This is a genomic window from Ancylobacter polymorphus, assembly GCF_030813495.1.
Classification (GTDB): domain Bacteria; phylum Pseudomonadota; class Alphaproteobacteria; order Rhizobiales; family Xanthobacteraceae; genus Ancylobacter; species Ancylobacter polymorphus.
Genome location: NZ_JAUSUI010000009.1, coordinates 67,252 through 92,021 on the forward strand (window position 1 = coordinate 67,252; position 24,770 = coordinate 92,021).

Genomic DNA, 24,770 nt, shown 5'->3' on the forward strand with positions numbered 1-24,770 from the left:
CCAGGCCCTTTTCGGCTGGAGAATCCGATAGTTGCCGGCTTACCTAGCGTCTGTGCGGTGCTGTGGTGTGGGGGGAGGGGAGATGGTGCGGTGCGGCGTCAGGGAGCGGCTCCCACCTCCTCCAGGAAGACCCGGCGCTGGGCGGCGGGAAGCGGGGCCAGCAGCTGCTGCCAGGAGTGCAGGAACGGGTCCGGAAAGCGCCTCAGGAAGGCGATGTCATAGGCGAGGGCGCGCTTGCTCTCGGGGCTGGCGAACATCCACCGCCGGGCGAGGAACCGGGCCCGGCGCATCATCTCGGCATATTCGTAGGGCCCGGTGAGCCGCGAGAGGTCCCAGGCGGCCATGGACGTCGGGCGAAGGGCGAGGGCGGGCCAGGTCAGCTCGGCAAGGTCCATCCAGGCGGCCGGCTCGACGGGATCGACCGCGAGCGCCGCCGCGATTTCCTCCACTCCGTTCGCCGCCGGCGGGTCGAGGCGGCGCCCGGCGCGGAAGCTGAGAAGGCGCGCTTTGTCGCGCAGCCCCGCTTCGTCCAGGAAGGGCGCCACGGCCGCGCGCAGCTGCGCCGCTTCCTCGGCGCGGGCGGGCGCAGCAGGCGCCGCGGTGCCGGCGGCCGCATCGCGCTCGATGCCCCACTCGATCGCACCCAGCCGGGCGAAGGCGACGCCTTTCACCAGCACGGCGCCGGCGAGGGCGATCAGCACCAGCGAGAACGCGGCGCGCCCCACCCTTGCGCCGCCGTGGCGCCGCTCCGCCTCAGCCGACATAGTATTTCTTGTAATAGGCGGAGGAATGATAGGAATAGCGCCCATATTTCGGCGCCCCGCGCAGGTCGATCATGTTGAGCGCGATGCCGCAGATCTTGCGCTCGCCCGGAATGCGCTCGATCGCGTCCCGCACGAATTCGCGCGACGTGGCGTTCCAGCGCACGACGAACAGCACCTTGTCCACCACCGGCGCGAGGACGGCGGCGTCCACCACCGGGCCGATGGGCGGGGCGTCCATCACCACGAGGTCGAAGCTCTGCCGCAGCTGCTCGATGAGGTGCTGCATCCGCGCCGAGCCCAGCAGGTCGGGCGGGTTCTGCGACTTGCCGCCGGCGCCCAGCACAAAGATGCCGGAGGCGTCGTGGCGGTACAGCAGCCCGTCCGGCGCGGCGGTCTGCGCCAGCCATTCCACCAGGCCCGGCTTGTCGTCGAGGCCGAATTGCTGGGTGAGGGAAGGCCGCCGCAGATCGCAGTCGACGAGCACCACCCGCTTGCCGGAGCTGGCGGCGGAGGCCGCCATGGCCAGCGCGATCGAGGTCTTGCCTTCGGAGGGCGAGGCGGAGGTGATCTCGACGACGCGGGGCGGGTTGTCGACATCCGACATCTGCACCCCCGCCCGCAGGCTGCGGATGGACTCGCTGAAGCGCGAGAGCGGCTTGGCGGCGAGGAAATCCACCACCGGGATGGTGCCCCTGGTCTTCTCGCCTTCGGCAAGGTTCACCCACTCGACCGAACTCAGCACCGGCAGGCCGGTGGCCTCCTCCAGCTGGCGCGGGCTGCTGAAGCCGGCATTGAGCAGATCGAGCAGCGCGGCGAGCCCGATGCCGAGCACCAGTCCCAGCGCCGTGCCGGCGGCGAGGAACAGCGATTTGCGCGGGAAGGAGGGGCTGCCCGACGCCAGCGCCGGGGTGATGATCCGCGCGTCGCGAATATCCATTTCCGATTGCTCGGAGGTGACCTTCGACTGGTTCAGGAAAGTCTCGTAGAGCGTGCGGTTGGCGGCGGCGTCGCGCTCCAGTTCGCGCAGCTTCACCGCGAGCGCGTTGTCGCTGGTGTTCTGCCCCGAGGCGGCGGCGACATTGGCCGCCATCGCCGCCGCACGCGTGCGGGCCACATCGTAGTCGTTTTCGAGATTGGCGACGATGCGGTTGATCTCGGCGCTGATCTGGCGCTCGATCTCCCGCCGTTCCGCGCGGACATTCACCACCAGCGGGTGGCGCTCGCCATAGCGGGTGACGAGGTCGGCCTCGCGTCCGCTCACCTCGGCGTGGCGTCCGCGCAGATTGGTCACCACGCCGGAGCGGATGACATCGGGCAGCGTGGCGAGATTGCCGCCTTCGTCGAGAATTTTCTTGGCCTGCTCGTATTTGGCCTGTTTCTCTGCCGCTTCCGTCTCCACCTGCACCAGTTCGGCGCTGATCTCGGAGAGCTGCTGCTCATTGAGCGAGCGGGCACCGACCGAGACGAGATTATGCTCCGTGCGGAACTGCGACACCGCCTCTTCCGAGCGGCGCAGCGCCTCGCGCAGCTTCTGCAGCCGGTCGTTCAGCCAGTCCGAGGCGCGGCGGGCGGCATCGAAGCGGGTTTCCAGCTGGTCGACGATGAAGGCGTCGGCAACGGCATTGGCGAGACGGGCCGCGCGATTGGGGTCGGTCGAGGTGACCGAGATCTGCAGGATGTAGGAGCGCCCCACGCGCTCGACCAGCAGCGCGCCGCGCAGCCGGTAGATGGAAGCGCGTATATCGTCGGGAATGGCGGCGGCGCCCGGCTCGGCGGGGCGTTCCGGCTCGGTGGTCGCGCGGCTGCCGCCGAACAGGCCGGAAAGCACCGAGCGCCAGGAGCGCCCCGGCGCCTGGCTGCCGAATTCCGGATCGGCGACCAGATTTTCCTTCTCCACCACCCGCCGCAGCAGGTTGAGCGATTCGATGATGGAAATCTGGTTCTCGATATTCGAGGCCGCCGCCACCGACGCGGCATCCATGCCGCTGAGCTGATCGCCCAGCACCGAGCGCGAGGAGGGGTCCAGCAGGATTTCGGCGGTGCTGGTGTAGCGGGGGGTGAGCAGCAAGGCCGTGCCCAGCGCCAGCGCCATCGTCAGCACGGCGATGAAGCCGATCAGCAGGCGGCGGCGGACAAGGAAGTCCACGACCTGATGAAGATCGATGCGATCGTCATCCTCCGCCGCCGGGGCTCGGTTAATCTGTCCGTGCATCAGGTCCCATCCAGAGACGGCGAACAATCGCGGCCTGCGAGGCCCGCGCGGCGGGCGGCGCAGGCTGCCGCCCGCAACAACTATATGAAAGCGGTGGGGTATGCCTAGAGAGACGCGGCCCGTGCCCTCCGCACCGCAGCGGACCGAGGGCGCTGCGGCGGATCCGTCTCATCTGCGCCTCTTCAATTTATTACATTTATAATCTTTGTCAGAACTCTCTTTTGTGCCGCGTTGCTGTGGAATTGAGGGGGGTGCCTGCCTATTGTGCCGGCGACGAACAGAAGAGAGACGCATGATGCTACGGCGCGTACCGATCACGAGTGTCCCTGCGAGGGTGCTGCTGGCTATGGGCCTGCTGGCGTTGACCGTCATCGGCCAGGGGCCGGCGGCGCACGCCGCCTCCGCTTCCTCGCCCCAGCGCATCCTCGCCATTGGCGGCGCTGTTACCGAGACGCTGTATGCGCTGGGGCTCGAGGACCGGGTGGTCGCCGTCGACACGTCGAGCACCTATCCCCCGCGCGCCCTCGCCGAGAAGCCCAATGTCGGCTACATGCGCGCGCTCTCGCCCGAAGGTGTGCTGTCCGTCGGGCCCGATCTCATCATCGCGCTCGACGGGGCCGGCCCGCCGGATGCGGTGAAGGTGCTGAAGAGCGCCGCCATCCCCTTCGAGACGTTGCCGGAAGCGCGGGACGAGGCCGGCGTGCTCGCCACCATCCGCCGTGTCGCCGCGCTGGCCGGCGTGCCGGAGCGCGGCGAGGTGCTGGCGGGCGAGGTGGCGGCGGATTTCGCCGCGCTGGCGGCGCTTCGCGCCCGCATCCCCGCGCCGCGCAGCGCCGTCTTCGTGCTTTCGGCATCGGGGACGGCGCCGGTCGTCGGCGGGGCCGGCACGGGCGCGCAGGCGATGTTCGCCCTCGCCGGCGTCACCAACGCCATGACCGGGCTCAATGGCTACAAGCCGGCGGTCGGCGAGGCGGTGCTGGGCGCCGATCCCTATGCCATCGTGCTGATGAAGGATCAGAACCACGCGGTCTCCGACGACGCGGTGAAGGCGATGCCGGCTTTTGCCGGCACCTCGGCGATCGAGGCCGGCCGTCTCTACCGCATGGATGGCGGCTATCTCCTCAGCTTCGGGCCGCGCACGCCGCAGGCGGCGCGCGATCTCGCCGCGCTGATCTATCCTGAGCTGGCGCTGCCGCCGCTGCCGGCCCATGCCGCCAACGCGGCCTCCGCCCCCAGCGCGTCCGGCACACCGTGAGCATGGCCGTCTCTCCTGCCGCCGGAGCCCTGGCGTTCCGGCCGCGCCGCGCGTCCGTCGTCCTCGGCCTGTGCGCCGGTCTGGTCGCACTGGCCTTCCTGGCCTCACTGGCCATCGGACCGGTCACCATCGCCCCCGGCCGCATCCTCGACATTCTCGCCGCCGCGCTGGCCGGCGAGCGGGCGAGCGGCGCGGCGCTGCGCGAGGCGGTGATCGTGCTCGACGTGCGCCTGCCGCGCACCTTGCTCGGCCTGCTGGTCGGCGGCGGCATCGCGCTCGCAGGCGCGGTGACGCAGGGCATTTTCCGCAACCCGCTCGCCGATCCGGGGCTTATCGGCATTTCCAACGGCGCCGCGCTGGCGGCCGCGGCGTGGATCGTCGCCGGTAGCCATGTCGCCGGCTATCTGCCGCTGGCGCTGGCCGATCTCGGCCTGCCGGTGATGGCCTTTTGCGGCGCGCTCGTCGCCACGGTGGCGCTTTACGCGATTTCGACGCATGAGGGCCGCACCTCGGTGGTCACCATGCTGTTCGCCGGCATCGCCATTGCGGCGCTGGCCGCCGCCGGCACCGGCCTCCTCGTCTTCGCCGCCTCCGATCAGCAATTGCGCGATTTCACCTTCTGGTCCTTCGGTTCGCTCGGCGGCGCGACCTGGGCGAAAGTGGCGGCGCTGCTGCCCTTCATGGCGCTGCTGGTGCTGATCTCCACCCGTCTTCCCAGGGCGCTGGACGCGCTGGCGCTCGGCGAGGCGGAGGCGTTCCATGTCGGCATCGATGTGCAGCGGGCGAAATGGCTGGCCATTCTCGGCATCGCCGCCGGGGCGGGGGCCTCGGTGGCGGTGGCGGGGGTGATCGGCTTCATCGGCCTCGTCGTTCCCCATCTCATCCGGCTGATGGTCGGCCCCGGCCACCGCCTGCTGCTGCCCTGCGCCGGGCTGCTCGGCGGGGCGCTGCTGCTGGGGGCGGATGTGGTGGCGCGCACCGTGGTCAGCCCCGCCGAACTGCCGCTCGGCGTCGTCACCGCCGGCTTCGGCGCGCCGTTCTTCCTCTGGCTGCTGCTGCGCAAGCGCGCGGCGCTGATGGGGTGAGAAGATGTATTGTGCCCACGACATCGGCTTTTCCGCCGGCGGGCGGCACCTGCTTGAGGCGGCCTCGGTCGCGGTGCGGCCCGGCACGGTCACGGTGCTGATCGGCCCGAATGGCGCCGGCAAGTCGACCCTGTTCAAGCTGATGGCGGGCGAGCGGCGCCCGCAGCGCGGGCAGGTGACGCTGGACGGCATCGATCTCGCCGGGCTGCGGCCGGCGCAGCTCGCCCGGCTGCGCGCGGTACTGCCGCAGAGCGTGCATGTGGCTTTTCCCTTCACCGTCGCGGAAGTGGTCGGCATCGGCGCCGCCCGTGGCCGCGACCTGCCGGCGCGCATCGGCCGGGCGCTGGCGCGGGTCGAGCTCGGCGCTCTCGCCAGCCAGAACTATGAGCTTCTCTCCGGCGGCGAAAAGCAGCGTGTGCAGCTCGCCCGCGCGCTGGTGCAATTGGAGGCCAGCGAGGGGCCGGGCTATCTGCTGCTCGACGAGCCGACCGCCAGCCTCGACCTCGCCCAGCAATTGCTGGTGCTGCGGCTGATGCGCGATCTCGCGGCCGAGGGCGCCGGCATCCTCGCCGTGCTGCACGATCTCAACCTCGCCGCCATGGTGGCGGACGAGATCGTCGCGCTGAAGCAGGGCCGCGTCGCCGTGCGCGGCACGCCGGAACAGGTGCTGACGCAGGCGTGCATCGCCGACCTCTATGGCGTGGATGTACGGGTCGGCTGGGCGCCGCCGACCCCCTTCCTGCTGCCGCAGGCGGCCTCGCGCGCTTGAATTGGCGCGCTTGAATTGGTGCAGATGAATTCGCGCGCATGAAAAAGCCCCGCCCGGGGACCGGGCGGGGCTGGGATTGGGCGGTGCGAATGAGTGTCAGGCGGCGAGTTCGCGCCCGACCAGCGTCTCCACATGCAGGAAGGCTTCGGTGGCGGCGGCCTCGATCCGCGCTTCTTCTTCCGGTGTCAGTTCCACCTCATTGAGCGCGGCGGTGAAGCGGCGCCAGTGCAGCGCCCGCCCTTCCGGGTGGCCGGCGAGATGGCGCGCGCCATGCTCGGCGGTGAAGCCGAGCTTCGCCGCTTCCTTGGCAAGGATGGCGGCGCCCATATTGGAGCCTTCGACCACATAGAGCCAGCCGAGCGCCTCGGCGAGGCTGAGCGCCGGGCCGAGATCGGCTTCGGGCGGCGTCATTCCGAGATCGACGAAGTCCTGTTCCAGCGCCTCAAGGCGGGAGCGCTCGGCGAGGTCCGGCAGCAATTCCTGCAGCGCGGCATCGGCATAGAGCGTCTCCACCCGGCGGTGCAGGTGGTACTGGAACTTCAGGAAGCGGGCATAGTTTTCGGCGCTGGCGAAGGGCGCCGCCTGCATCACCCCGTTATCCACCCGCTCATGCGCGGCATTGGACACGGCCTTGAGCCGCTTGGCCCGGCTCGGCGCTTCCACATCGGTGGCAATGGACATCAACTGCTCCTCTCATCCCGCCCGGCGACGGGACCGTTTCACTTCACATAGAGCGGGTCGGCGACGGAAGCGACTTCGCCGCCGCCGAACCGCACCGTCAGCGCTCCCTTCACCGTCAGGCCGGCGCTTGGCAGGAAGTTCTCATATTGGGTGTATTGCTCGTTGAGCAGGTTCTCGACCGACAGACGCCACAGCATGTTCTCGTTGGGCTGATAGCCGGCATAGACGCTGACCAGATTGAAGCTGTCGGTCGGCTCGAACACCGAATTGACCGGCAGGTCGGAAGCGGTGACGGCGGCCACGGCGGTCCAGCGCACGGCGACGGTGAGCTTTTCTTCCAGGAAGCGGAAGCCGAGTGTCGCGGTGACCTGATCGGGCTGGATGCTGGAGAGCGGCTGCCCGGCATAGATGCCGGACGTGACCTCGCCTTCCGAGATCTGGCCGGCCAGGCCGAGGAACCATTTGCGGGCATCATAGGTGCCCTCGAACTCGAAGCCCTTCAGCCGCGCTTCCTGCACGTTCTGATACTGCGCATAGCCCGGCACGCCCCAATTATAGGGGAAGCAGGTGGTCGGGCGGCCGGGAATCGGGCAGATGGTGCCGGTGGAATCGCCGAACTCGACCAGTTCGATATAGTTTTCCACATCGTTCTGGTAGTAGTTCAGCTTGGCCCGCAGCTTGTCGCCGGCGACGAACAGGTCGTCCTTCTTGATGTTGATGCCGACTTCCTTGTTCTTGCCGATTTCAGCCTGCAGGCCGGGATTGGGCAGGAAGTAGAACATCGTGCCGCCGGTGTTGAACGGCAGCGGATGCGGGCCGGAGACCAGCGCTTCGGTCACGGTCGGGGCGCGGTAACCCTCGGCATAGGTGCCGTAGAGGGTCAGCCACGACCAGGGGGTGACGCCGAGGGTGAATTTGGGCGAGAGACGCTCGCCGCTGGTGCCACCATCGTCGGAATTGAGCGAATAGGCATCGTAACGCAGGGCCGCGATCGCTTCCAGCCAGGTGGAATAATTGCCCTTCCACTGCACGAAGGCGCCGCCGACGCCGCGATCGCCCGAGGGGTTGTAGCCCTCGCCGAAACCGTAATCGTCGGTGTTGTCGATCTGGTCCTGGAAATAGTCGCCACCGAAGGTGATGGCGTTGTTCCAGCCGGCGGCATCAAAGCGGCTGGTATTGTTGGCGTCGAAGCCCACCGTGTCGATGACGAAGCTGCGCGGATCGCCCACGGCGCCGGTGATCGGGTTGGAGGAGCCGGAAACCTTCACCTGATCCTGGTCGACCTGGTTCCAGTAGACCGAGCTGCGCCAGTCAAACAGGTTGTCGCCGGGGTTCTGGTAGTTCCAGGCGGCCGTCACCGTGCGGTTGGTCGCCTGCGTCGAGTATTCCGTCGCGGCATTGGCATCGGCGCTGGTGGTGAACTGGGTGTCGTAGTTCAGCGCGGAGAGCTTGATCTCGTGGAAGTCGGCCGGGCGGAAGGTCGCCTTGGCGATGCCGGTCCAGGTCTCGAAGCCGCTGTCCGGCACCACGTCGCCATTGCCGTCATGGTAGTTGTCGGCGTCGCGATAGGTGCCGCCGATGAACAGGTCGACATTCTGGCCGACCTTCGCCGCGCCGAGCACCGAGCCATAGCCCATGAAGCCGTTGCCGGCGGCCTCGCCGGTGGCTTCCACGCCCCAGCTCTTGCCGGGAGCGATGATGTCCTCGGCGTCCTTGGTCCGCATGGTGACGACGCCGCCAATGGCACCGGAGCCGTAGATGTTCGACACCGGGCCGCGCACCACATCGACATCGGCGATGAGGCCGGGTTCGACGAAGAAGCCGCCGGCACCGGCATGGCCGAGCTGGTTGAAGTTCTGCCGCGCGCCGTCGACGATCACCGCCACGCGGCCGAAATCCTGCAGGCCGCGAATATTGATCTGCGTCTGGCTGGTATTGGCGTTCTGGATCGCCGTCGTGCCGGGCATGCCCTGGAACAGGTCCGCCGTGCGCTCCGGCATCAGCGCTTCAAGCTGCTCCGAGCGCCGCACGGTGACGCCGGCCAGCGTGTCGATCCAGCTCTCGGCGGTGCGGGTGGCGACGACGGTGATGGGATCGAGCTCGACGAACTCCTCCGTCTCGACCACGGCGGCGGTGGAGGCCGGGGCCTGCGCGCTCGCCTGCTGCGCCATGGCCGGCGCGGCCGCCAGCAGAGCGAGCCAGGAAACGCCCCAACCTGCCGTCCGTGCCATTGCCGAGAGGGGGCGGTGCCCCCGGTTCGTCTTGCGCATCTCTGTCCATCCCCAATCGAGCGTCCGCCGGACGACACGACTTCCCCAGCGGACGCCGGGAGCCCGCATCCCTGTTCGGTGGCGCCGAACGCAGAGTTAATGTCGAGGCGGGACGGTTAATGGAAGTAAATAGTTGAGTCAAATCACGTATTAATTTGATTTTTAGAACTTAAAAACTGATCCGGAGCGTATAATATTTCTAAAGAGTGCGAGTTTTGGATGGTTTTAATGTCAGTAATCGATTCGCATTAGAGGAATTAAAGAAAGTCTGCCGTTCGATAGGGCAGAAGGGCGGCAGAGTGAGGAAATGCAAGGAGTGGCGCGCCCCGCCGCGACGGCGAAGGCGGCGGCGCGCCCGGGCGACGGCATCCGCCGCCCCGGCTGAGGGGCCGCGCCCGGCGCTCACGTCCCGCGATCAATGGACAAGGGGGCGAGCCGGCCAGCCGCGTCCGCGAATCACTCGCCGCCAGCGAAGCGGGGGGGGGGGGCAGCAGCGCGCCATGCCACTCGCCAGCTTATGGTATCACCAAAGGGTGGGCGGCTTGCGGAAGACGGCGACAGCGGGGTCACGCTCCGGCCGTGGGAGAGGATGCGGGATGAAAGACAGCGTGCGGATCGTGATCTTCGCCCTTGCCAATGTGCTGCTCGGCATCTGCATCGGCTTTGCGCTGGCCGCCAGTTTCTGGGACCGGCTGCTGGTGGGCATCAACGACGCCAACATCTCGAACTGGCTCGGCTTCACCGGGGCGATCCTCGCCGCCCTCGCCACTGTCACCGCAGGCGCGCTCGCCTATCTCGGCGTGCTCTACAGCCATTCCGCCAGCACGCGCGACGATGCCGTGCACCGCATCACCGGCTATCTCGCCGGCCTGCGCAACCTCTATGCCAGCTGGCTCGAACTGAAGGACATGCCGGAGACGGACCCCAGCCGCCCGCTCAAGGTCCACACCCTGCAGAGCGAACTCGTCCGGCCGGAAGTCACCGTCGCGCTGTATGATTCGATCTTGCAGGAGGACCAGGTTCCGGTCTTCGTGTTCTGCAACACGCTGCGCGTCGCGCTGACCAACGGCCATCCGCATCAGCACAATGCGATGGCCATCGTCCTGTTCATCTTCGAGGATGTCACCCGGGCCCTGACCGTCCGCAAGCGGCTGCTGGAGGAGGGCACCCCGCTGCGCAAGGTGCAGGGCACCAGGTTCCTCACGCCCGAACCCTATATCAAGGCGCTCTCCAGCGGGCAGACGGACGAACTCGCGGCCAAGAAGGCCTGGGTCTATGTCGAACCCGGCGAGGCGCCGGCCGCCGTGCCGGAAGCCCCCATCTCGATGGCCAGCCGCTCCTAGGCGTCGGCCGCCTCAGAGCCTCACGGCCATCGCCTCGATCCGCGCCAGCACCTCGGCGATCTCCGCGTCGGTGACGGTGAGCGGCAGCGAGAGGCCGATGGAGGCATCGTCCTTGGCGGTGGTCGACAGCCCCTCGGCGAAGGCGCAGGCGACCAGGCGCTCGGCAAAGGCCGGGCCCGGCGGATGGCCGGCGCGGTCGGGAGCGAACGCGACCGCCCGCAGCAGCCCGAGCCCGCGTATCCCGCTGACGCAGGGCCGGCGCGTGGCGATGGCGGCGATCCCCTCGCGCAGCGTCTGCCCGGCCGCCTCGGCGCGGGCGACCAGAGCGTCGCGGGCGATGATCTCCAGCGCGGTCAGCGCCGCCCGTGTGGTGAGCGGGTTCTTCTCATGGGTGTAATGGCCGAGTTCCAGTTCGGGCGCGACATCGAGCCGGGCATCGCCGATCACCGCCGCGAGCGGCACCATGCCGCCGCCCAGCGCCTTGCCGAGCACGGCGAGGTCCGGCACCGCGCCGAAATGCTCGAAGGCGAAGAAGCGGCCGGTCTTGCCGAGGCCGGAGGGAATCTCGTCGAAGATCAGCTTGGTCCCCTGCGCGTCGCACAGGGCGCGGATCTGCGGCCACAGATCGGCCGGGGGCACATGGCAGTTCGCCCGCATCGGCTCGGCGATGACCGCCGCGATGCGCCCGGTGGCGAGATGACGGGCGATCTCCTCCAGCATCCGCGCCGGCCCATCCTCGCCCGCCCAATAGGGCGTGACATGGTGGCGGCCCGGCAGAAAGGCGCCGAGGCGCGGGTCCGGCGCCGCCGAAGAGAGCCCGAAGGCGCCGAAGCCATGGCCGTGATAGGCGCCTTCGAGCGACACCGTCTCCGATCGGCCGGTGGCGACCCGCGCCAGCTTGATGGCGATCTCGATCGCGTCCGAGCCGCCGGTGGCGAACAGCACCCGCGCTGGCGGAGCGGGCCAGCGCGCGCGCAGCGCTTCCGCCAGCGCCACGGCGGGCGGATTGGTGTAGCGGCGCGGGGCGAAGGCGAGGTCGTCCAGCTGCGCCTTCAGCGCCGCCACGATTTCCGGGTTTCCATGGCCGAGATGGTGCACGGTGTTGCCGTGCAGGTCGACGAAGCGTCGGCCGTCCGTATCTTCCAGCCAGATACCTCGGGCGGCTCTGAGCGCGCCGAGGCTCGGCGTGGAGCCGTGCTGGTGGAAGAAGGCCGCGCTGTCGCGGGCAAGCAGATCGTCGGTCTCGGTCATGGCGCGTCTCGGTGGGCGGCGGCCTTCGGCAGTCTAGCAGCGCCGGGCGTGTGCCTTCTCAATGAGAAACGCAACGGCGTCACGACGCTTTGGCAGGCCGTTGCGACAATGGCCATCACGGCGGCACCCGCTGTGTGCGACCGTGTGCCGCCCGCAGGAAAGCGACATTTGCGCCGCCTGGGCACGGCTCGACGCCCCGCTGGCCTGCAAATTGCTGATACGTGGCAAAATGAGGGTGGCTGGTGCTGCGCGTATTGGTGATCGACCAGAATCGAAAACGGGCCGAGATCGTCGAGGCCGCGTTGCGGGCAGACCCCGATGTGGACGTGCAGATTGCCGCCGTCAGCTCAGGCCAATTGCTGCCCTTGCTGCGGCAGGCCGCGCCGGATGTCCTGATCGTCGACCTCGATCTGCCCGATCGCGACACAATCGAACAATTGCGCATCGCCAACCGGGAGTTTGCCCGGCCGGTGGTGCTGTTCGTCGATGAGAGCGACACGGAGGCGATGCGAACGGCGGTCAGCGCGGGGGTCAGCGCCTATGTGGTGGATGGGCTGCAGCCGCGCCGGGTCAAGGCCGTGCTGGAGGTTGCCGTCGCGCGCTTCCAGGAATTTGAACGTCTGCGCCGCGAACTCGATCTCGCGCGGACCAGCCTTGCCGAGCGCAAGCTGATCGACCGGGCCAAGGGCATATTGATGCGGGCGCGCGGCATGAACGAGGAGGACGCCTATAATCTGCTGCGCTCCAAGGCGATGAAGGACCAGAAGAAAGTGGCGGAGATCGCCCAGTCCGTCATCACGGCGTCGGAGCTGCTGAAATGAGGATCCGCGCCGGCTTCATTCCTCTGGTTGATGCGGCGGTGCTGGTGGCGGCAGCCGATCAGGGCTTCGCCGCCGCCGAGGGCATCGAGCTTGAACTCGTGCGCGAGGTGTCCTGGTCGAATGTCCGTGACAAGCTGACGCTCGGCCATTTCGAGGCGGCCCATATCCTCGCGCCCTTGGCGATCGCCATCAGCCTCGGTCTCGACTATGCCCGCGTACCGCTCTCGACCCTGGTGTCGCTGAACCAGAACGGCAGCTCCTTCCTCCTGGGCAACGAGACCTTCCGGGCGCTGGAAGAGGAGGCGCGGGGCGAGCCCATTGGCGATCCCCACGTCTCCGGTGCCGCACTGAAGCGGCTGGTGGCGGCCCGCGCCGCGCGGGGCGAAGGACAGCTCGTCTTCGCCATGACCTTTCCGTTCTCCCCGCACAACTATCTGCTGCGCTACTGGATGGGAGCGGCCGGCATCGACCCGGATCGCGATGTCCGCCTCATCGTCATGCCCCCGCCCTACATGGTCGACGCCCTGTTGAGCGGGCATGTCCACGGCTTCTGCGTGGGCGCGCCCTGGCCGAGCGTTGCGGTGGAAGTCGGCATGGGCCGCATCCTGCATTTCGGCTCGGACATCGTCGCGAACAGTCCGGAGAAGGTTCTGGCCACGCGCGCCAGCTTCGTCGCGGAACATCGCGAGGCGGCGCTGGCGCTCACCCGCGCGCTCATCCGCGCCACCGCCTGGTGCGGTGCGCCGGAGAATCGGCTGGCCCTTGCCCATCTTCTGGCCGCACCGGAACGGCTCAATGTCGGGGCGGATCTGGTCCTGCGCTCGCTCGAAGGGCGCCTGCGGATCGACCTGCAGGGCACGGTACGGGAGTATTCGCGCTACATGGTGCTCGAAAGTGCGGCAGCGCGGCCGGATGTGCGTCAGGCGCTCTGGCTTTATGCGCAGATGGTTCGCTGGGGCCAGGCCAAGCTCGATGAGGCCGGGCGCATCGCCGTGGAAAGGTGTTATTCGCCGGAAATACATGATCTCGCGCTCGAAAGCATGTCCGGGGTCGACCGCGGCGACGGCATCGGCGCGTTCGCCGGCCCGGTCTTCGACCCGCACGATCTGTCGACTTATCTCGCAGAAATCGGCAGCTGACCAATTGGTGGGCAGCATCCGCCTAATAAACACTCTTGCGCAGAGTTAAGACTGCTTCGAAACTGATGATCAGGTTGCGGCCCTGCCAAGTGCTGGCCGTCTGACCCAGAGTATTCGCCGCCCCATGATGTGGGCGGGCATCTATCGCGCCCAACGAAGGGCGCTTTCATAAGCATCGCCGCTGCGAGCCTGGTCGTCTGACCCGGATGCGCAGCGGCGTTTTTGTTTTTCGCCCAGGGGGAGCGACATGACAGGTCCTACGAAGTCGAACGGCACCACCACGCGCGGCGGGTTCACGCGGCGGGGCATCCTGCGGGCCGCGTCCGCGACCGCCGTGCTGGCCGCCGCGAAAACCGCCTTCCCGTTCGGGGCGCATGTGGCCGAGGCCGCCGGCCCGGAGACCACGCGGGCCGTGCTCGGCTATATCGCGCTCACCGATGCGTCGCCCCTCATCATCGCCAAGGAGATGGGCCTCTTCGCCAAATACGGCATGCCGGATGTCGAGGTGAACAAGCAGGCGAGCTGGGGCACCACGCGCGACAATCTCGTGCTCGGCTCTCAAGGGTCGGGCATTGACGGCGCGCATATCCTGACGCCGATGCCCTATCTCATCTCGGCCGGCAAGGTGACGCAGAACAACGTCCCGCTGCCAATGTACATCCTCGCCCGGCTCAATCTCGATGCGCAGGCCATCTCGGTCGCGAAGGAGTATGCGAGCCTCGGGGTCGGCGTCGATGCGGGCCCGCTCAAGGACGCGTTCGCCAAGAAGAAGGCCGCCGGCCAGGCCGCCAAGGTCGCCGTGACCTTTCCCGGCGGCACGCATGATCTCTGGATGCGCTACTGGCTCGCCGCCGCCGGCATCGACCCCGACCGGGATGTCGAGACCATCGTCGTGCCGCCCCCGCAGATGGTGGCGAACATGAAGGTCGGCACCATGGACGCGTTCTGCGTCGGCGAGCCCTGGAACGAGCAGCTGGTCAACCAGGGCATCGGCTTCACCGCCTGCAACACCGCCGAACTGTGGAACCTCCACCCCGAAAAGAGCCTCGCCATGCGCGCGGACTGGGTGGATGCCAATCCGAAGGCGACCCAGGCGCTGATGATGGCCGTGCTGGAAGCCCAGCAATGGTGCGACGACATGGCGAACAAGGAGCAGATGGCCGAGATCATCGGCAAGCGCGCCTGGTTCAACGTGCCCAAGAAGGACATCATCGACCGCATCAAGGGCAATTACGACTACGGCAATGGCCGCGTCGAACCCAACAGCCCGTATTTCATGAAGTTCTGGCGCGACCACGCCTCCTATCCCTTCCAGAGCCATGAAGTGTGGTTCCTCACCGAAGATATTCGCTGGGGCAAGCTGCCGCCCGAGACCGACGTCAAGGCTATGGTCGCGAAGGTGAACCGGCAGGACCTTTGGAAGGACGCCGCGACCCAGCTGGGCGTGAAGGACATTCCCGCCTCCACCTCGCGGGGCGTCGAAACCTTCTTCGACGGCAAGGTCTTCGATCCCGACAAGCCCGGTGACTATCTCGCCAGCCTCACGATCAAGCGCGTCACCGCGTGACCGCGAGCCGCAGGAGAACCGCATGAGCGTTCCGGCCCGAGACAATGTCCCGACTCTCGACAGCGCTGCCGTGCGGGAGAGCCTTCCTCTCGGCGGCACCAAGGTTGCCCCGTTCCCCAAAGTCCAGGCTCTGTCGGTCGCCACGACCCGCACGCGACCTCGGGGTGCGCGTCTTCTAAAGCTCGCCCGCACCGTCGCGGGCGAGGTCGTGCCGCCACTCATCCCGCTCCTTGTCCTGCTCGGCGTGTGGGAATTGCTGTGCGCGGGCCCCGATGCGGCACTGCCGCCGCCCTCGCGCGTGCTGGCCGATACGTGGGAACTGATTACCGACCCCTTCTATGACCGGGGCGGGCTCGACAAGGGCCTGTTCTGGCATCTGCTCGCAAGCCTCCAGCGTGTGCTTCTCGGCTATTCGCTGGCGGCGGTCGGCGGGGTGGCGGTGGGCACGCTCATCGGCCAGTCGCAATGGGCGATGCGCAGCCTCGATCCGCTGTTCCAGGTGCTGCGCACCGTACCGCCTCTCGCCTGGCTGCCGCTGGCGCTCGCGGCGTTCAAGAGCGGCGAGCCGTCCGCCATCTTCGTGATCTTCATTACCGCGGTGTGGCCGATCGTCATCAACACCGCCGTCGGTATCCGCAATATTCCCGAAGACTACCGAAATGTGGCGCGGGTGCTTCAGCTCAATCCGCTGGAATACGCCGTCAAGATCATGATCCCTGCCGCCGCCCCGTATATTTTCACGGGGCTGCGCATCGGCATCGGCCTGTCCTGGCTGGCCATCGTCGCGGCGGAGATGCTGATCGGCGGCGTCGGCATCGGCTTCTTCATCTGGGATGCCTGGAACTCCTCGCTGATCAGCGACATCATCGTCGCGCTGATCTATGTCGGGATCATCGGCTTCTTCCTGGATCGTTCCGTTGCGCTGGTCGGGGTGCTCGTCACCCGCGGCACCGCCACCTCCTGAGGAGACCGAAGCATGGCCAGCGCCTATCTCTCCATCGAACAGGTCGGCAAGTCGTTCACGCGCGGGGGAAGCACGACGCAGGTGCTTGCCGACATCGACCTGAAGGTCGGCCGCGGCGAGTACATCTCGATCATCGGCCATTCCGGCTGCGGCAAATCCACCTTGCTCAACATCGTGGCCGGGCTCACCCCGGTGAGCACCGGTGCGGTTCTCCTCGACAATAGCGAGGTGAACGCGCCGGGCCCGGACCGCGCCGTGGTGTTCCAGAACCACTCGCTGCTGCCCTGGCTCACCGTCTACGACAATGTGCGCCTCGCGGTCGACAAGGTGTTTCGCGGTCGCAAGAGCGCGGCCGAGCGCCACGACTGGACGATGCACAATCTCGATCTGGTGCAGATGGCCCATGCCCGCACCCGGCGCCCGTCGGAGATTTCCGGCGGCATGAAGCAGCGTGTCGGCATCGCCCGCGCCCTCGCCATGGAACCCAAGGTGCTGCTGCTCGACGAACCCTTCGGCGCGCTCGATGCGCTCACCCGCGCCCATCTCCAGGACTCGGTGATGCAGATCCACGCCAGCCTCGGCAACACGGTGATGATGATCACCCATGATGTCGACGAGGCCGTGCTGCTCTCCGACCGCATCGTGATGATGACCAATGGGCCCGCTGCGCGTATCGGCGAGATTCTCGACGTGCCATTGGCGCGCCCGCGCGAGCGCCTCGATCTCGTGGCGGACCCGACCTATCTGCGCTGCCGGGCAGCGGTGCTGAAGTTCCTCTACGAGCGTCATCGCCTGGTCGAGGCGGCGTGAGGTCGGTCATGCACGCCGCCGCGCCCGAGCGCCTCCTCATCATCGGCCATGGAATGGCGAGCACGCGCCTCGTCGAGGAACTGGTGGAGCGTGTTCCCGGCCGCTTCAAAATCACGCTTCTCGGTGCCGAGCCGCGCCCGGCCTATAACCGCATCCTGCTCTCGCCGGTTCTGGCGGGCGAGCGGGCGCCGGACGATATCCTCATCCATCCGGCCGACTGGTATGCCCGCCATGGCGTCGCCCTGCACTGCGGCATCCCGGCAACCGCCATCGACGCCGGCGCGCGCCGCGTCGCGACCTCTGACGGCCGGTCGTTCGATTATGACCGGCTGGTGATCGCCACGGGGTCCAGCCCCCTGATGCCTGCGCTGCCCGGCGCCGGTCTGCCGGGTGTCGTCAGCTTCCGCGATGTCGAGGATGTCGCCGCCATGCTCGACAGGGCCGGCGAGGGTCGGCACGCCGTGGTGATTGGCGGTGGCCTGCTCGGTCTTGAGGCGGCGCATGGCCTCGCCCAACGAGGCATGGCGGTGACCGTGCTGCATCTCATGCCGCATCTGATGGAGCGTCAGCTCGACGCCGAGGCCGCCGGCCTGCTCCGGGGCGCCCTGGAAAGCCGGGGCCTGTCCATATGCACCGGCATGACGGCGCAGGAAATTCTGGGCACCGACCACGTCTCGGGCGTGCGCCTCGCCGATGGCCGCTGCCTCATGGCCGATCTCGTCGTGCTGGCGATCGGCGTTCGGCCGCGCGTGGACCTCGCCCGCAGCGCAGGTCTCGCCGTGGCGCGCGGTATCGTCGTCGACGACGCGCTGCGCACCAGCGCGCCCGGCATCTATGCGCTGGGCGAGTGCGCCGAGCATTGCGGCACCTGCCACGGGCTCGTGGCGCCGCTCTACGAGATGGCCCGTTCTCTCGCCGCCCATCTTTCGGGCTCCGAAGCCCTCTACTGCCCCTCGCCCACGGCGACACGGCTGAAGGTGAGCGGCATCGATGTGTTCTCCGCTGGCGACTTCACGGAAGGGCCGGAAGTCGAGGACATTGTGCTGCGCGATTTCCGGCTTGGCCATTACGCCCGGCTGACGGTCCGCGGCGACCGCCTCGTCGGCGCCGTCCTCTATGGCAACACGGGCGACGCGCCCTTCTTCGCCGATCTCATTCAGAGCGGGCGGAGCATTTGCGCCATGCGCGACACGCTGATCTTTGGCCCGGCCTTGTGCGCGGCGGCCTGACAAATCCTGCTGAGGGTGCCCATGAGCGCGGATTTCACGGTCGAACAGAAGAACTACCTCGGGGGGTTTGTCTCCGGCATCGCGGCGTTGCGCAGCTCGCGCGGGCTGCCGCCGATCGGCGGGGCGAAGGGCCCCCACGCGACCTCGCCCACGCCAATGCCCGAGCCGGCGGGACCGGACGCGGCCAGCCATCGCGCGATGGCGCGCGTCGAGGCCGCCGGGAAGAAGCTGGCCGATGCCGAGCGCGCCAAGCGCGAGGAACTGGGCCTCGATTCCTACCCGCGTATGGTCAAGGCCGCCCGGGAGGGCGTCTTTCCCAAGGGCGATGACGTGCTGCGCTGGCGCTATCACGGGCTGTTCTTCGTCGGCCCGACCCAGCAGAGCTATATGGTGCGGCTGCGCATCCCCAACGGGATCCTGACGCATTGGCAGCTGGCCGGCATGGCCGATATCGCCGAGGCCCATGCCGGCCCCTATGCCCATGTCACCACCCGCGCCAATCTCCAGATCCGCGAGGTGCCGGCGAGCGATGGCATTGCCGTGCTGGAAAAGCTCGTCGGGCTCGGCCTCACCTGCAAGGGGACGGGGGCCGACAATATCCGCAACGTCACCGGCACGCCGACGGCGGGAATCGATCCGCAGGAACTGATCGACACCCGCCCCTATGCGCTGGAATGGCACCACCACATCCTCAATGAGCGGGCCATGTACGGCCTGCCGCGCAAGTTCAACGTGGCGTTCGACGGCGCCGGCCTGATCGCCGCGCTGGAGGACACCAACGACATCGGCTTGCAGGCTGTCGAGGTGACGGAGGGCCACGGCGTCGCGCCGGGCGTCTGGTTCCGCCTCGCCCTGGGGGGGATTACCGGCCACAAGGATTTCGCCCGCGACACCGGCGTCATCGTTCCGCTGCAGGACGCCACCCGCGTCGCCGACGCCATCGTCCGCGTGTTCATCGACCGGGGCGACCGCAGCAACCGGAACAAGGCGCGGCTCAAATATGTGCTCGATGAGCTCGGCTTCGATGCCTTCCTGGCCGAGGTCGAGGCAAAGCTCGGCGCGCCGCTGACCCGTGCCCCCGCCGGCGCCATCGCCGCCCGGCCGGACGCGGGACGGCAGACCCATATCGGCGTGCACCGGCAGAAGCAGGCCGGGCTCAACTGGATCGGGATCGTCCTCCCCGTTGGGCGCATGAATGTCGACCAGATGCGCGGCATCGCCCGCATCGCGCGCGACCTCGGCGACGGCGAGCTGCGTCTCACCGTCTGGCAGAACCTGCTGATCCCGGGCGTGAAGGATATGGATGTGCCGCTCGCCGTCGCCGCCCTGGAGGCGCTGGGCATCGGCATCTCCGCCAGCGCGGTGCGGGCGGGGCTGGTGGCGTGTACGGGGAGCGAAGGCTGCAAGTTCGCCGCCGCCCCCACCAAGCGCAACGCCGAGGAAATCGCGGCGTGGTGCGACGGGCGCATCCGCGTCGACCAGCCCGTGAACATCCATCTGACCGGCTGCCACCACTCCTGCGCCCAGCATTACATCGGCGATATCGGGCTGCTGGGTGCCCGCGTGTCCGTCTCCGACGAGGGCGACACGGTGGATGGCTACAATGTGCTGGTGGGCGGCGGCTTCGGCCCGGACGCCGCCATCGGCCGTGAGGTCTTCGCCAAGGTGAAGGCCGAGGACATGCCCCCTCTGATCGAACGCATGCTCGGGGTGTGGATCGAACGACGGGCCTCGGCCGATGAGAGCTTTGCCCAGTTCTCCCGCCGCCACGAGGTCGCGGAGCTCGCGGCCATGTTCCGCCCGGAGATGACGTGATGAGCGTTCAGCCGCCGCCCTTCCTGACGCCGCTTCTGCCGGACAATGCGCCCTTCAGCCCCGCCCAGCGCGCCTGGCTCAACGGCTTTTTTGCCGGTCTCCTCTCGCTTGAAGGCCAAGGCGCCGCGCCGCTCGCGCCCGAACAGGCGAAGGCGCTGATGCCCGGCGTCGATCTCGCCTCCCCGTCCGCCGCGCCGGGCGATGGCGATGACGGCGCCGCCCCCTGGCACGACCCCTCGCTTCCGCTTGCCGAGCGCATGGACATGGCGGCCGGCCGTCCGCTGCGCCGGCGCATGATGGCGGCCATGGCCCAGCAGGATTGCGGCCAGTGCGGCTACAATTGCGAGGACTATTCCAACGCGCTCGCCGCCGGCAGCGAGACGCGGCTCAATCTCTGCCAGCCCGGCGGCAAGGACACGCTGCGCATGCTGAAGAAGCTGGCGGCGGAAGGGGAGGGGTCGGCGCAGGCGCCCCCGCCCGCCATGGGCGCAGCGGCGTCGGCACGGGCGGAGCATGCGGCACCGGCGGCGCCCCTGCCGGGCTATTCGCGCGATCATCCGGTCAAGGCGATCTTCCTGTCGCGCCGCCGGCTCAACGCCGGGGCGTCGGCCAAACAGACCTGGCACCTCGACTTCCGCCTTCCCGCCGGGCTGGACTATGCCGCCGGCGACAGTTTCGGCCTGCTGCCGGTGAACGCGCCCGAACTGGTCGAGGCGGTGATGGCCCGGCTCGGGCTCGCCAGCGATTCACGCCTCGACGGGCGCCCGATACGCGACATGCTTCTGAGGGAGAAGGCGCTCGGTGCCGCGCCGGACGCGCTTTTCACCCTGCTCGCCGAGACGACGGCCGCGCCGGACGAGAAAGTGAAGCTCGCCCGCCTCGCCGAAGGGGAGGATCCCGATGGCGACCTCGACACCACCGATGTCCTCGCCGCGCTCGACAAATGCGCGACCGTGCCGGAAGCGGGCGCCTTCCTCGCCGCGCTCGACCCCCTCCAGCCGCGGCTCTACTCCATCTCCTCCAGCCCGAAGGCGTCACCCGGCCAGCTGAGCCTGACGGTGGACACGGTCCGCTACGATATTGGCGCCCGCACGCGCCTCGGTGTCGCCTCGACCTTCCTTGCCGACCGGATCGAACCCGGCACCGAACTGCCGGTCTATGTGCAGAAGGCGCATGGTTTCGCCCTGCCGGCGTCCGGCGACGTGCCGATCATCATGGTGGGGCCCGGCACCGGCATCGCGCCCTTCCGCGCCTTCCTGCAGGAGCGGCTCGCGATGCGGGCCACCGGCGGCGCCTGGCTGTTCTTCGGCCATCAGCGGCGCGACAGCGACTTCTTCTATGAGGAGGAACTCGGCGGCCTTCAGGCCACGGGAACGCTCACGCGCCTGTCTCTGGCCTGGTCGCGTGACGCCGGCCCCAAGGTCTATGTGCAGGACCGGATGCGGGAGGAGGGCGCGGCCCTGTTCGAGTGGCTCGAGCGTGGGGCGCATTTCTACATCTGCGGCGATGCCAAGCGCATGGCGGCCGATGTCGACAAGGCCCTGCACGCCGTGGTCGAGCAGCACGGCCCCCGCGATGCCGCCGGCGCCAAGGCCTATATCGCCGCGCTGAAAGCCTCCGGTCGCTACCAGGCCGACGTGTATTGACGGGGCGACGGATGACCGCGTTCACACATCCCGCTCCGGTTCGCACCACCTGTCCCTATTGCGGCACGGGATGCGGGGTTCTGGGGGGAGCGTCGCCCGTGACCAAGGGCGATCCGGCCCACCCGGCCAATTACGGGCGGGTCTGCAGCAAGGGAGCGGCGCTGGGCGAAACGCTCGCGCTGGATCGACGGCTGCTTCACCCGGTGGTGAATGGCGCCCGCGCCAGCTGGGACGAGGCGCTCGATCTGGTGGCGACCCGCTTTCGCACCGCGATCGAGACTCATGGCCCGGAATCCGTGGCCTTCTACGGCTCGGGTCAGCTTCTGACCGAGGATTATTATGTCGCCAACAAGCTGATGAAAGGCTTCATCGGCGCCGCCAACATCGACACCAATTCCCGGCTCTGCATGGCCTCCTCGGTCGCCGGCCATGTGCGCGCCTTCGGCGAGGACATCGTTCCCGGCTGCTACGAGGATCTGGACGAGGCCGACCTCGTCGTGCTCGTCGGCTCCAATGCCGCCTGGTGCCACCCGATCCTGTTCCGTCGCCTCACCGATGCACGGACCCGGCGCGGCACAAGGCTGGTGGCGATCGATCCGCGCCGCAGCGCGACCGCCGCCGATTGCGATCTGTTCCTGCCGCTCCGCCCCGGCACCGATGTGCTGCTGTTCAACGGGCTTCTGGCCCATCTCGCCCGCGTCGGCGCGCTCGATACGGCTTACATCGAGCGTTCGACCGCCGGCTTTACTGCCGCACTCGCCGCGGCACGCGACGACGCACCGGACATCGGCACGGTGGCGCGGGGATGCGGGCTCGATCCGGCGCAGATCGACGCGTTCTACGCCGCCTTCGCCGCGACCCGTCGCGTCGTCACCGTCTATTCGCAGGGCGTGAACCAGTCCTCGCAGGGCACGGACAAGGTCAACGCCATCATCAACTGCCATCTCGCCACCGGGCGGATCGGCGGGCCGGGGATGGGGCCCTTCTCCTTCACCGGCCAGCCCAATGCGATGGGCGGGCGCGAGGTCGGGGGTCTCGCCAATCAGCTCGCCGCCCATGCCGGCTTCGCCGATGCCGACGACCTCGCCCGTGTGCGCGATTTCTGGTGCGCCCCACGCCTTGCCGAGCGCCCCGGTCTCAAGGCGATCGATCTGTTCGCGGCGCTGGGCGAGGGCCGCATCCGCGCCCTCTGGGTGATGGGCACCAACCCGGCCGTGAGCCTTCCCGATGGCGGGCGGGTGCGGGCGGCCCTGGCGGCCTGCGACTTCCTCGTCGTCTCCGATTGCGTCGTCGGCACCGACACGGCGCGCCATGCCGACGTGCTGCTGCCGGCCGCCGCCTGGGGCGAGAAGGCCGGCACCGTCACCAATTCCGAGCGCCGTATCTCCCGCCAGCGTGCCTTCATGCCGCTGCCGGGCGAGGCGCGGCCCGACTGGTGGATGCTGACCGAAGTCGCCAGGCGGCTCGGCCACGGCGACGCCTTCCCCTATAAGACCCCCGCGGACATCTTCCGCGAGCATGCCGCGCTGTCCGGCTTTCGCACCGGGCGCCGCCTGTTCGACATCTCCGGCCTCGCCGCTCTCTCCGACGCCGCCTATGAGGCGCTCGATCCCGTGCAATGGCCGGTGCCGGCCGGGCAGAAAGACGGCACGGCGCGGCTGTTCACCCAGGGGCGCTTCCCCACGGCGGATGGCCGGGCGCGCCTCATTCCCGTCCGGCAGGCCGCCCCCGCCAACGCCCCCTCCCTGGGGGCGCCGCTGGTGCTGAACACCGGGCGGCTGCGCGACCAGTGGCACACCATGACCCGCACCGGCGACGTGCCGCGCCTGAGGATGCAGGCGCCCGAGGCGTTCGTCGCCGTCCATCCCACGGACGCGGCGGCGGCAGGGCTGCGGGCGGGCGCCCTGGCCGAGGTCACGAGCGCCTGGGGCAGGGCGGTCGCTCGGGTCAGCATCGGCGATGACGTTGCGACCGGCCAGATCTTCATGCCGATGCACTGGACGGACGAGGCCATGCCCGGCGGATCGCCCGGCCGGGTGGCGAATCCGGCCTGCGACCCGATTTCCGGCCAGCCGGAGTTGAAGCACACGCCCGTACGGCTCGCCCCGGTGGCGCTGGGCTGGGAGGGGCTGCTCCTCTCGCGCCGCCGCCTGCGGCCCGAGGCGATCGAGCATTGGTCGCGCACGCCCATCGAGGGCGGGCACGCCTACCGGCTGGCGGGGGCGGGATCGGCACAGGACGACCTTGATCGCGTGCTCGCCCTTCTCGGCGACAGAAGCGGGCGGGCCGAACTGCGCGATGCAAGGCGCGGCGTGTTTCGCTGTTCGACGACGGATGAGACGGGCCGGCTGCTGGATTGCCTGATGATGGGCGCGCCCGGCACGTTGCCCGATCCGGGCTGGCTTCTCGCGACCTTCGCCTCCGACGCCCCGCTGGAGGCGGGCACCCGCCGAAACCTGCTGACCGCGCGCGGCGGCGTTCCGGCGCCGGCGACCGGGGACATCGTCTGTTCCTGCTTCGGCATCGGCGCCGACGCGATCCTCGACGCCGTCCGCGCGGGTTCCCGCACGACGGCCGAGCTCGGCAAGGTTCTGAAATGCGGCACGAATTGCGGCTCCTGTCTTCCCGAGCTGCGTCAGCTCCTTGCGCTTCAGCCAGGCATCCAAACACGCGAGCAGCCATGCCCTTCCTTGTCCTGACCCTGGTGCTTGTTCTCTCCGTCACCCTCAGCTTGCCGAGCTTTCTGGTTCTGCTCGGAGGACAGAATGAGCGGGTATCTGCCGTGACGGCCACGTTAGGGACCTCGGCGCTGATGGGCTCGCTGCTGCTTCTCGGCGCCCATGTGGGCTGGCCATACGCCACGATCGCGCTGGCCGCGGCCCTTGCCTTCGGGCGCTTCGTCTACGCGCCGCGCGCGTGTCTCACTCACGCCCTTGGTGCTGGCGCCGGCTTCGCTCTCCTGCTTGCAGGGATCGCCATGGGCGGAGGGCCCACCCACGCCCGATGGGTCCTGGGCCTCTCCCCATTGATCTCCGTAAGCGCAACATCCGCCCCCGTGGTGCAGGCTGTGGCATCGCCTGCGCACAGCAAGTGACGGATTGCATTTCGGGGCTGTCTCGACGGCCTGGCCTTCCGGCGCAAAACCTGAG

The 24,770-nt window shown here is 68.6% G+C and carries 19 protein-coding genes; 14 read left to right on the forward strand and 5 right to left on the reverse strand.

Annotation, left to right across the window (positions count from 1 at the left end; translation table 11 throughout):
- Nucleotides 1-98 precede the first annotated feature (98 nt).
- Together J2S75_RS18725 and J2S75_RS18730 are read right to left on the reverse strand one after the other, a co-directional pair.
- A complete protein-coding gene (locus J2S75_RS18725) occupies nucleotides 99-764 on the reverse strand; it encodes a hypothetical protein (RefSeq protein ID WP_307022147.1) in 666 nt (221 codons plus the stop codon).
- Nucleotides 754-2,976 carry a polysaccharide biosynthesis tyrosine autokinase gene (locus tag J2S75_RS18730; protein ID WP_307022148.1) on the reverse strand — a complete coding sequence of 741 codons (2,223 nt, stop codon included), beginning with the start codon at nucleotides 2,974-2,976 and terminating at the stop codon, nucleotides 754-756. Before J2S75_RS18730 ends, J2S75_RS18725 begins: the two co-directional genes overlap by 11 nt.
- A 292-nt stretch (nucleotides 2,977-3,268) precedes the next feature.
- Between J2S75_RS18730 and J2S75_RS18735 the strand changes: the two genes are divergently transcribed.
- The 3 genes from J2S75_RS18735 to J2S75_RS18745 are packed head-to-tail and all read left to right on the forward strand — an operon-like array spanning nucleotide 3,269 to nucleotide 6,085.
- Nucleotides 3,269-4,231, forward strand: coding sequence for a heme/hemin ABC transporter substrate-binding protein (locus J2S75_RS18735; RefSeq protein ID WP_307022149.1), 963 nt, complete (start codon nucleotides 3,269-3,271; stop codon nucleotides 4,229-4,231).
- A gap of 2 nt (nucleotides 4,232-4,233) precedes the next feature.
- Complete coding sequence (locus J2S75_RS18740) at nucleotides 4,234-5,316, forward strand: FecCD family ABC transporter permease (protein ID WP_307022150.1); 1,083 nt, start codon at nucleotides 4,234-4,236, stop codon at nucleotides 5,314-5,316.
- A 4-nt stretch (nucleotides 5,317-5,320) separates the two neighbouring features.
- On the forward strand, nucleotides 5,321-6,085 hold the full coding sequence (locus J2S75_RS18745) for a heme ABC transporter ATP-binding protein (RefSeq protein WP_307022151.1): 765 nt from the start codon (nucleotides 5,321-5,323) through the stop codon (nucleotides 6,083-6,085).
- Nucleotides 6,086-6,181: 96 nt separating this feature from the next.
- On the opposite strand, the gene J2S75_RS18750 is transcribed toward J2S75_RS18745, so the two are convergent.
- Complete coding sequence (locus J2S75_RS18750; protein ID WP_307022152.1) at nucleotides 6,182-6,766, reverse strand: biliverdin-producing heme oxygenase; 585 nt, start codon at nucleotides 6,764-6,766, stop codon at nucleotides 6,182-6,184.
- Nucleotides 6,767-6,804: 38 nt separating this feature from the next.
- Nucleotides 6,805-9,036 carry a TonB-dependent hemoglobin/transferrin/lactoferrin family receptor gene (locus J2S75_RS18755; RefSeq protein ID WP_307022153.1) on the reverse strand — a complete coding sequence of 744 codons (2,232 nt, stop codon included), beginning with the start codon at nucleotides 9,034-9,036 and terminating at the stop codon, nucleotides 6,805-6,807.
- A 596-nt stretch (nucleotides 9,037-9,632) separates the two neighbouring features.
- On the opposite strand from J2S75_RS18755, the gene J2S75_RS18760 reads away from it, so the two are divergent.
- Nucleotides 9,633-10,379, forward strand: coding sequence for a hypothetical protein (locus J2S75_RS18760; RefSeq protein WP_307022154.1), 747 nt, complete (start codon nucleotides 9,633-9,635; stop codon nucleotides 10,377-10,379).
- A gap of 12 nt (nucleotides 10,380-10,391) precedes the next feature.
- Here J2S75_RS18760 and J2S75_RS18765 read toward each other — a convergent pair whose 3' ends face one another.
- Nucleotides 10,392-11,630: an aminotransferase class III-fold pyridoxal phosphate-dependent enzyme gene (locus J2S75_RS18765; RefSeq protein ID WP_307022155.1), complete on the reverse strand. Its 1,239-nt coding sequence runs from the start codon at nucleotides 11,628-11,630 to the stop codon at nucleotides 10,392-10,394.
- A gap of 239 nt (nucleotides 11,631-11,869) precedes the next feature.
- Here J2S75_RS18765 and J2S75_RS18770 point away from each other — a divergent pair, with 239 nt between their 5' ends.
- From J2S75_RS18770 to J2S75_RS18815, 10 genes are all read left to right on the forward strand, one after another.
- Complete coding sequence (locus tag J2S75_RS18770; protein ID WP_244450767.1) at nucleotides 11,870-12,451, forward strand: ANTAR domain-containing response regulator; 582 nt, start codon at nucleotides 11,870-11,872, stop codon at nucleotides 12,449-12,451.
- Complete coding sequence (locus tag J2S75_RS18775) at nucleotides 12,448-13,590, forward strand: CmpA/NrtA family ABC transporter substrate-binding protein (protein WP_307022156.1); 1,143 nt, start codon at nucleotides 12,448-12,450, stop codon at nucleotides 13,588-13,590. Before J2S75_RS18770 ends, J2S75_RS18775 begins: the two co-directional genes overlap by 4 nt.
- Before the next feature lie 247 nt (nucleotides 13,591-13,837).
- Nucleotides 13,838-15,157: a CmpA/NrtA family ABC transporter substrate-binding protein gene (locus J2S75_RS18780; RefSeq protein WP_307022157.1), complete on the forward strand. Its 1,320-nt coding sequence runs from the start codon at nucleotides 13,838-13,840 to the stop codon at nucleotides 15,155-15,157.
- Nucleotides 15,158-15,179: 22 nt separating this feature from the next.
- Complete coding sequence (gene ntrB / locus J2S75_RS18785; protein ID WP_307022158.1) at nucleotides 15,180-16,121, forward strand: nitrate ABC transporter permease; 942 nt, start codon at nucleotides 15,180-15,182, stop codon at nucleotides 16,119-16,121.
- A gap of 12 nt (nucleotides 16,122-16,133) precedes the next feature.
- Nucleotides 16,134-16,931: an ABC transporter ATP-binding protein gene (locus tag J2S75_RS18790; protein ID WP_244378717.1), complete on the forward strand. Its 798-nt coding sequence runs from the start codon at nucleotides 16,134-16,136 to the stop codon at nucleotides 16,929-16,931.
- 8 nt (nucleotides 16,932-16,939) lie between these two features.
- Nucleotides 16,940-18,160 carry an NAD(P)/FAD-dependent oxidoreductase gene (locus tag J2S75_RS18795; RefSeq protein WP_307022159.1) on the forward strand — a complete coding sequence of 407 codons (1,221 nt, stop codon included), beginning with the start codon at nucleotides 16,940-16,942 and terminating at the stop codon, nucleotides 18,158-18,160.
- Nucleotides 18,161-18,181: 21 nt separating this feature from the next.
- Nucleotides 18,182-19,975 carry a NirA family protein gene (locus J2S75_RS18800; RefSeq protein WP_307022160.1) on the forward strand — a complete coding sequence of 598 codons (1,794 nt, stop codon included), beginning with the start codon at nucleotides 18,182-18,184 and terminating at the stop codon, nucleotides 19,973-19,975.
- A complete protein-coding gene (locus J2S75_RS18805; RefSeq protein WP_307022161.1) occupies nucleotides 19,975-21,621 on the forward strand; it encodes a sulfite reductase subunit alpha in 1,647 nt (548 codons plus the stop codon). Before J2S75_RS18800 ends, J2S75_RS18805 begins: the two co-directional genes overlap by 1 nt.
- Nucleotides 21,622-21,632: 11 nt before the next feature.
- Nucleotides 21,633-24,320, forward strand: coding sequence for a nitrate reductase (locus J2S75_RS18810; protein ID WP_307022162.1), 2,688 nt, complete (start codon nucleotides 21,633-21,635; stop codon nucleotides 24,318-24,320).
- Nucleotides 24,302-24,715: a hypothetical protein gene (locus tag J2S75_RS18815; RefSeq protein ID WP_307022163.1), complete on the forward strand. Its 414-nt coding sequence runs from the start codon at nucleotides 24,302-24,304 to the stop codon at nucleotides 24,713-24,715. Before J2S75_RS18810 ends, J2S75_RS18815 begins: the two co-directional genes overlap by 19 nt.
- Nucleotides 24,716-24,770 lie beyond the last annotated feature (55 nt).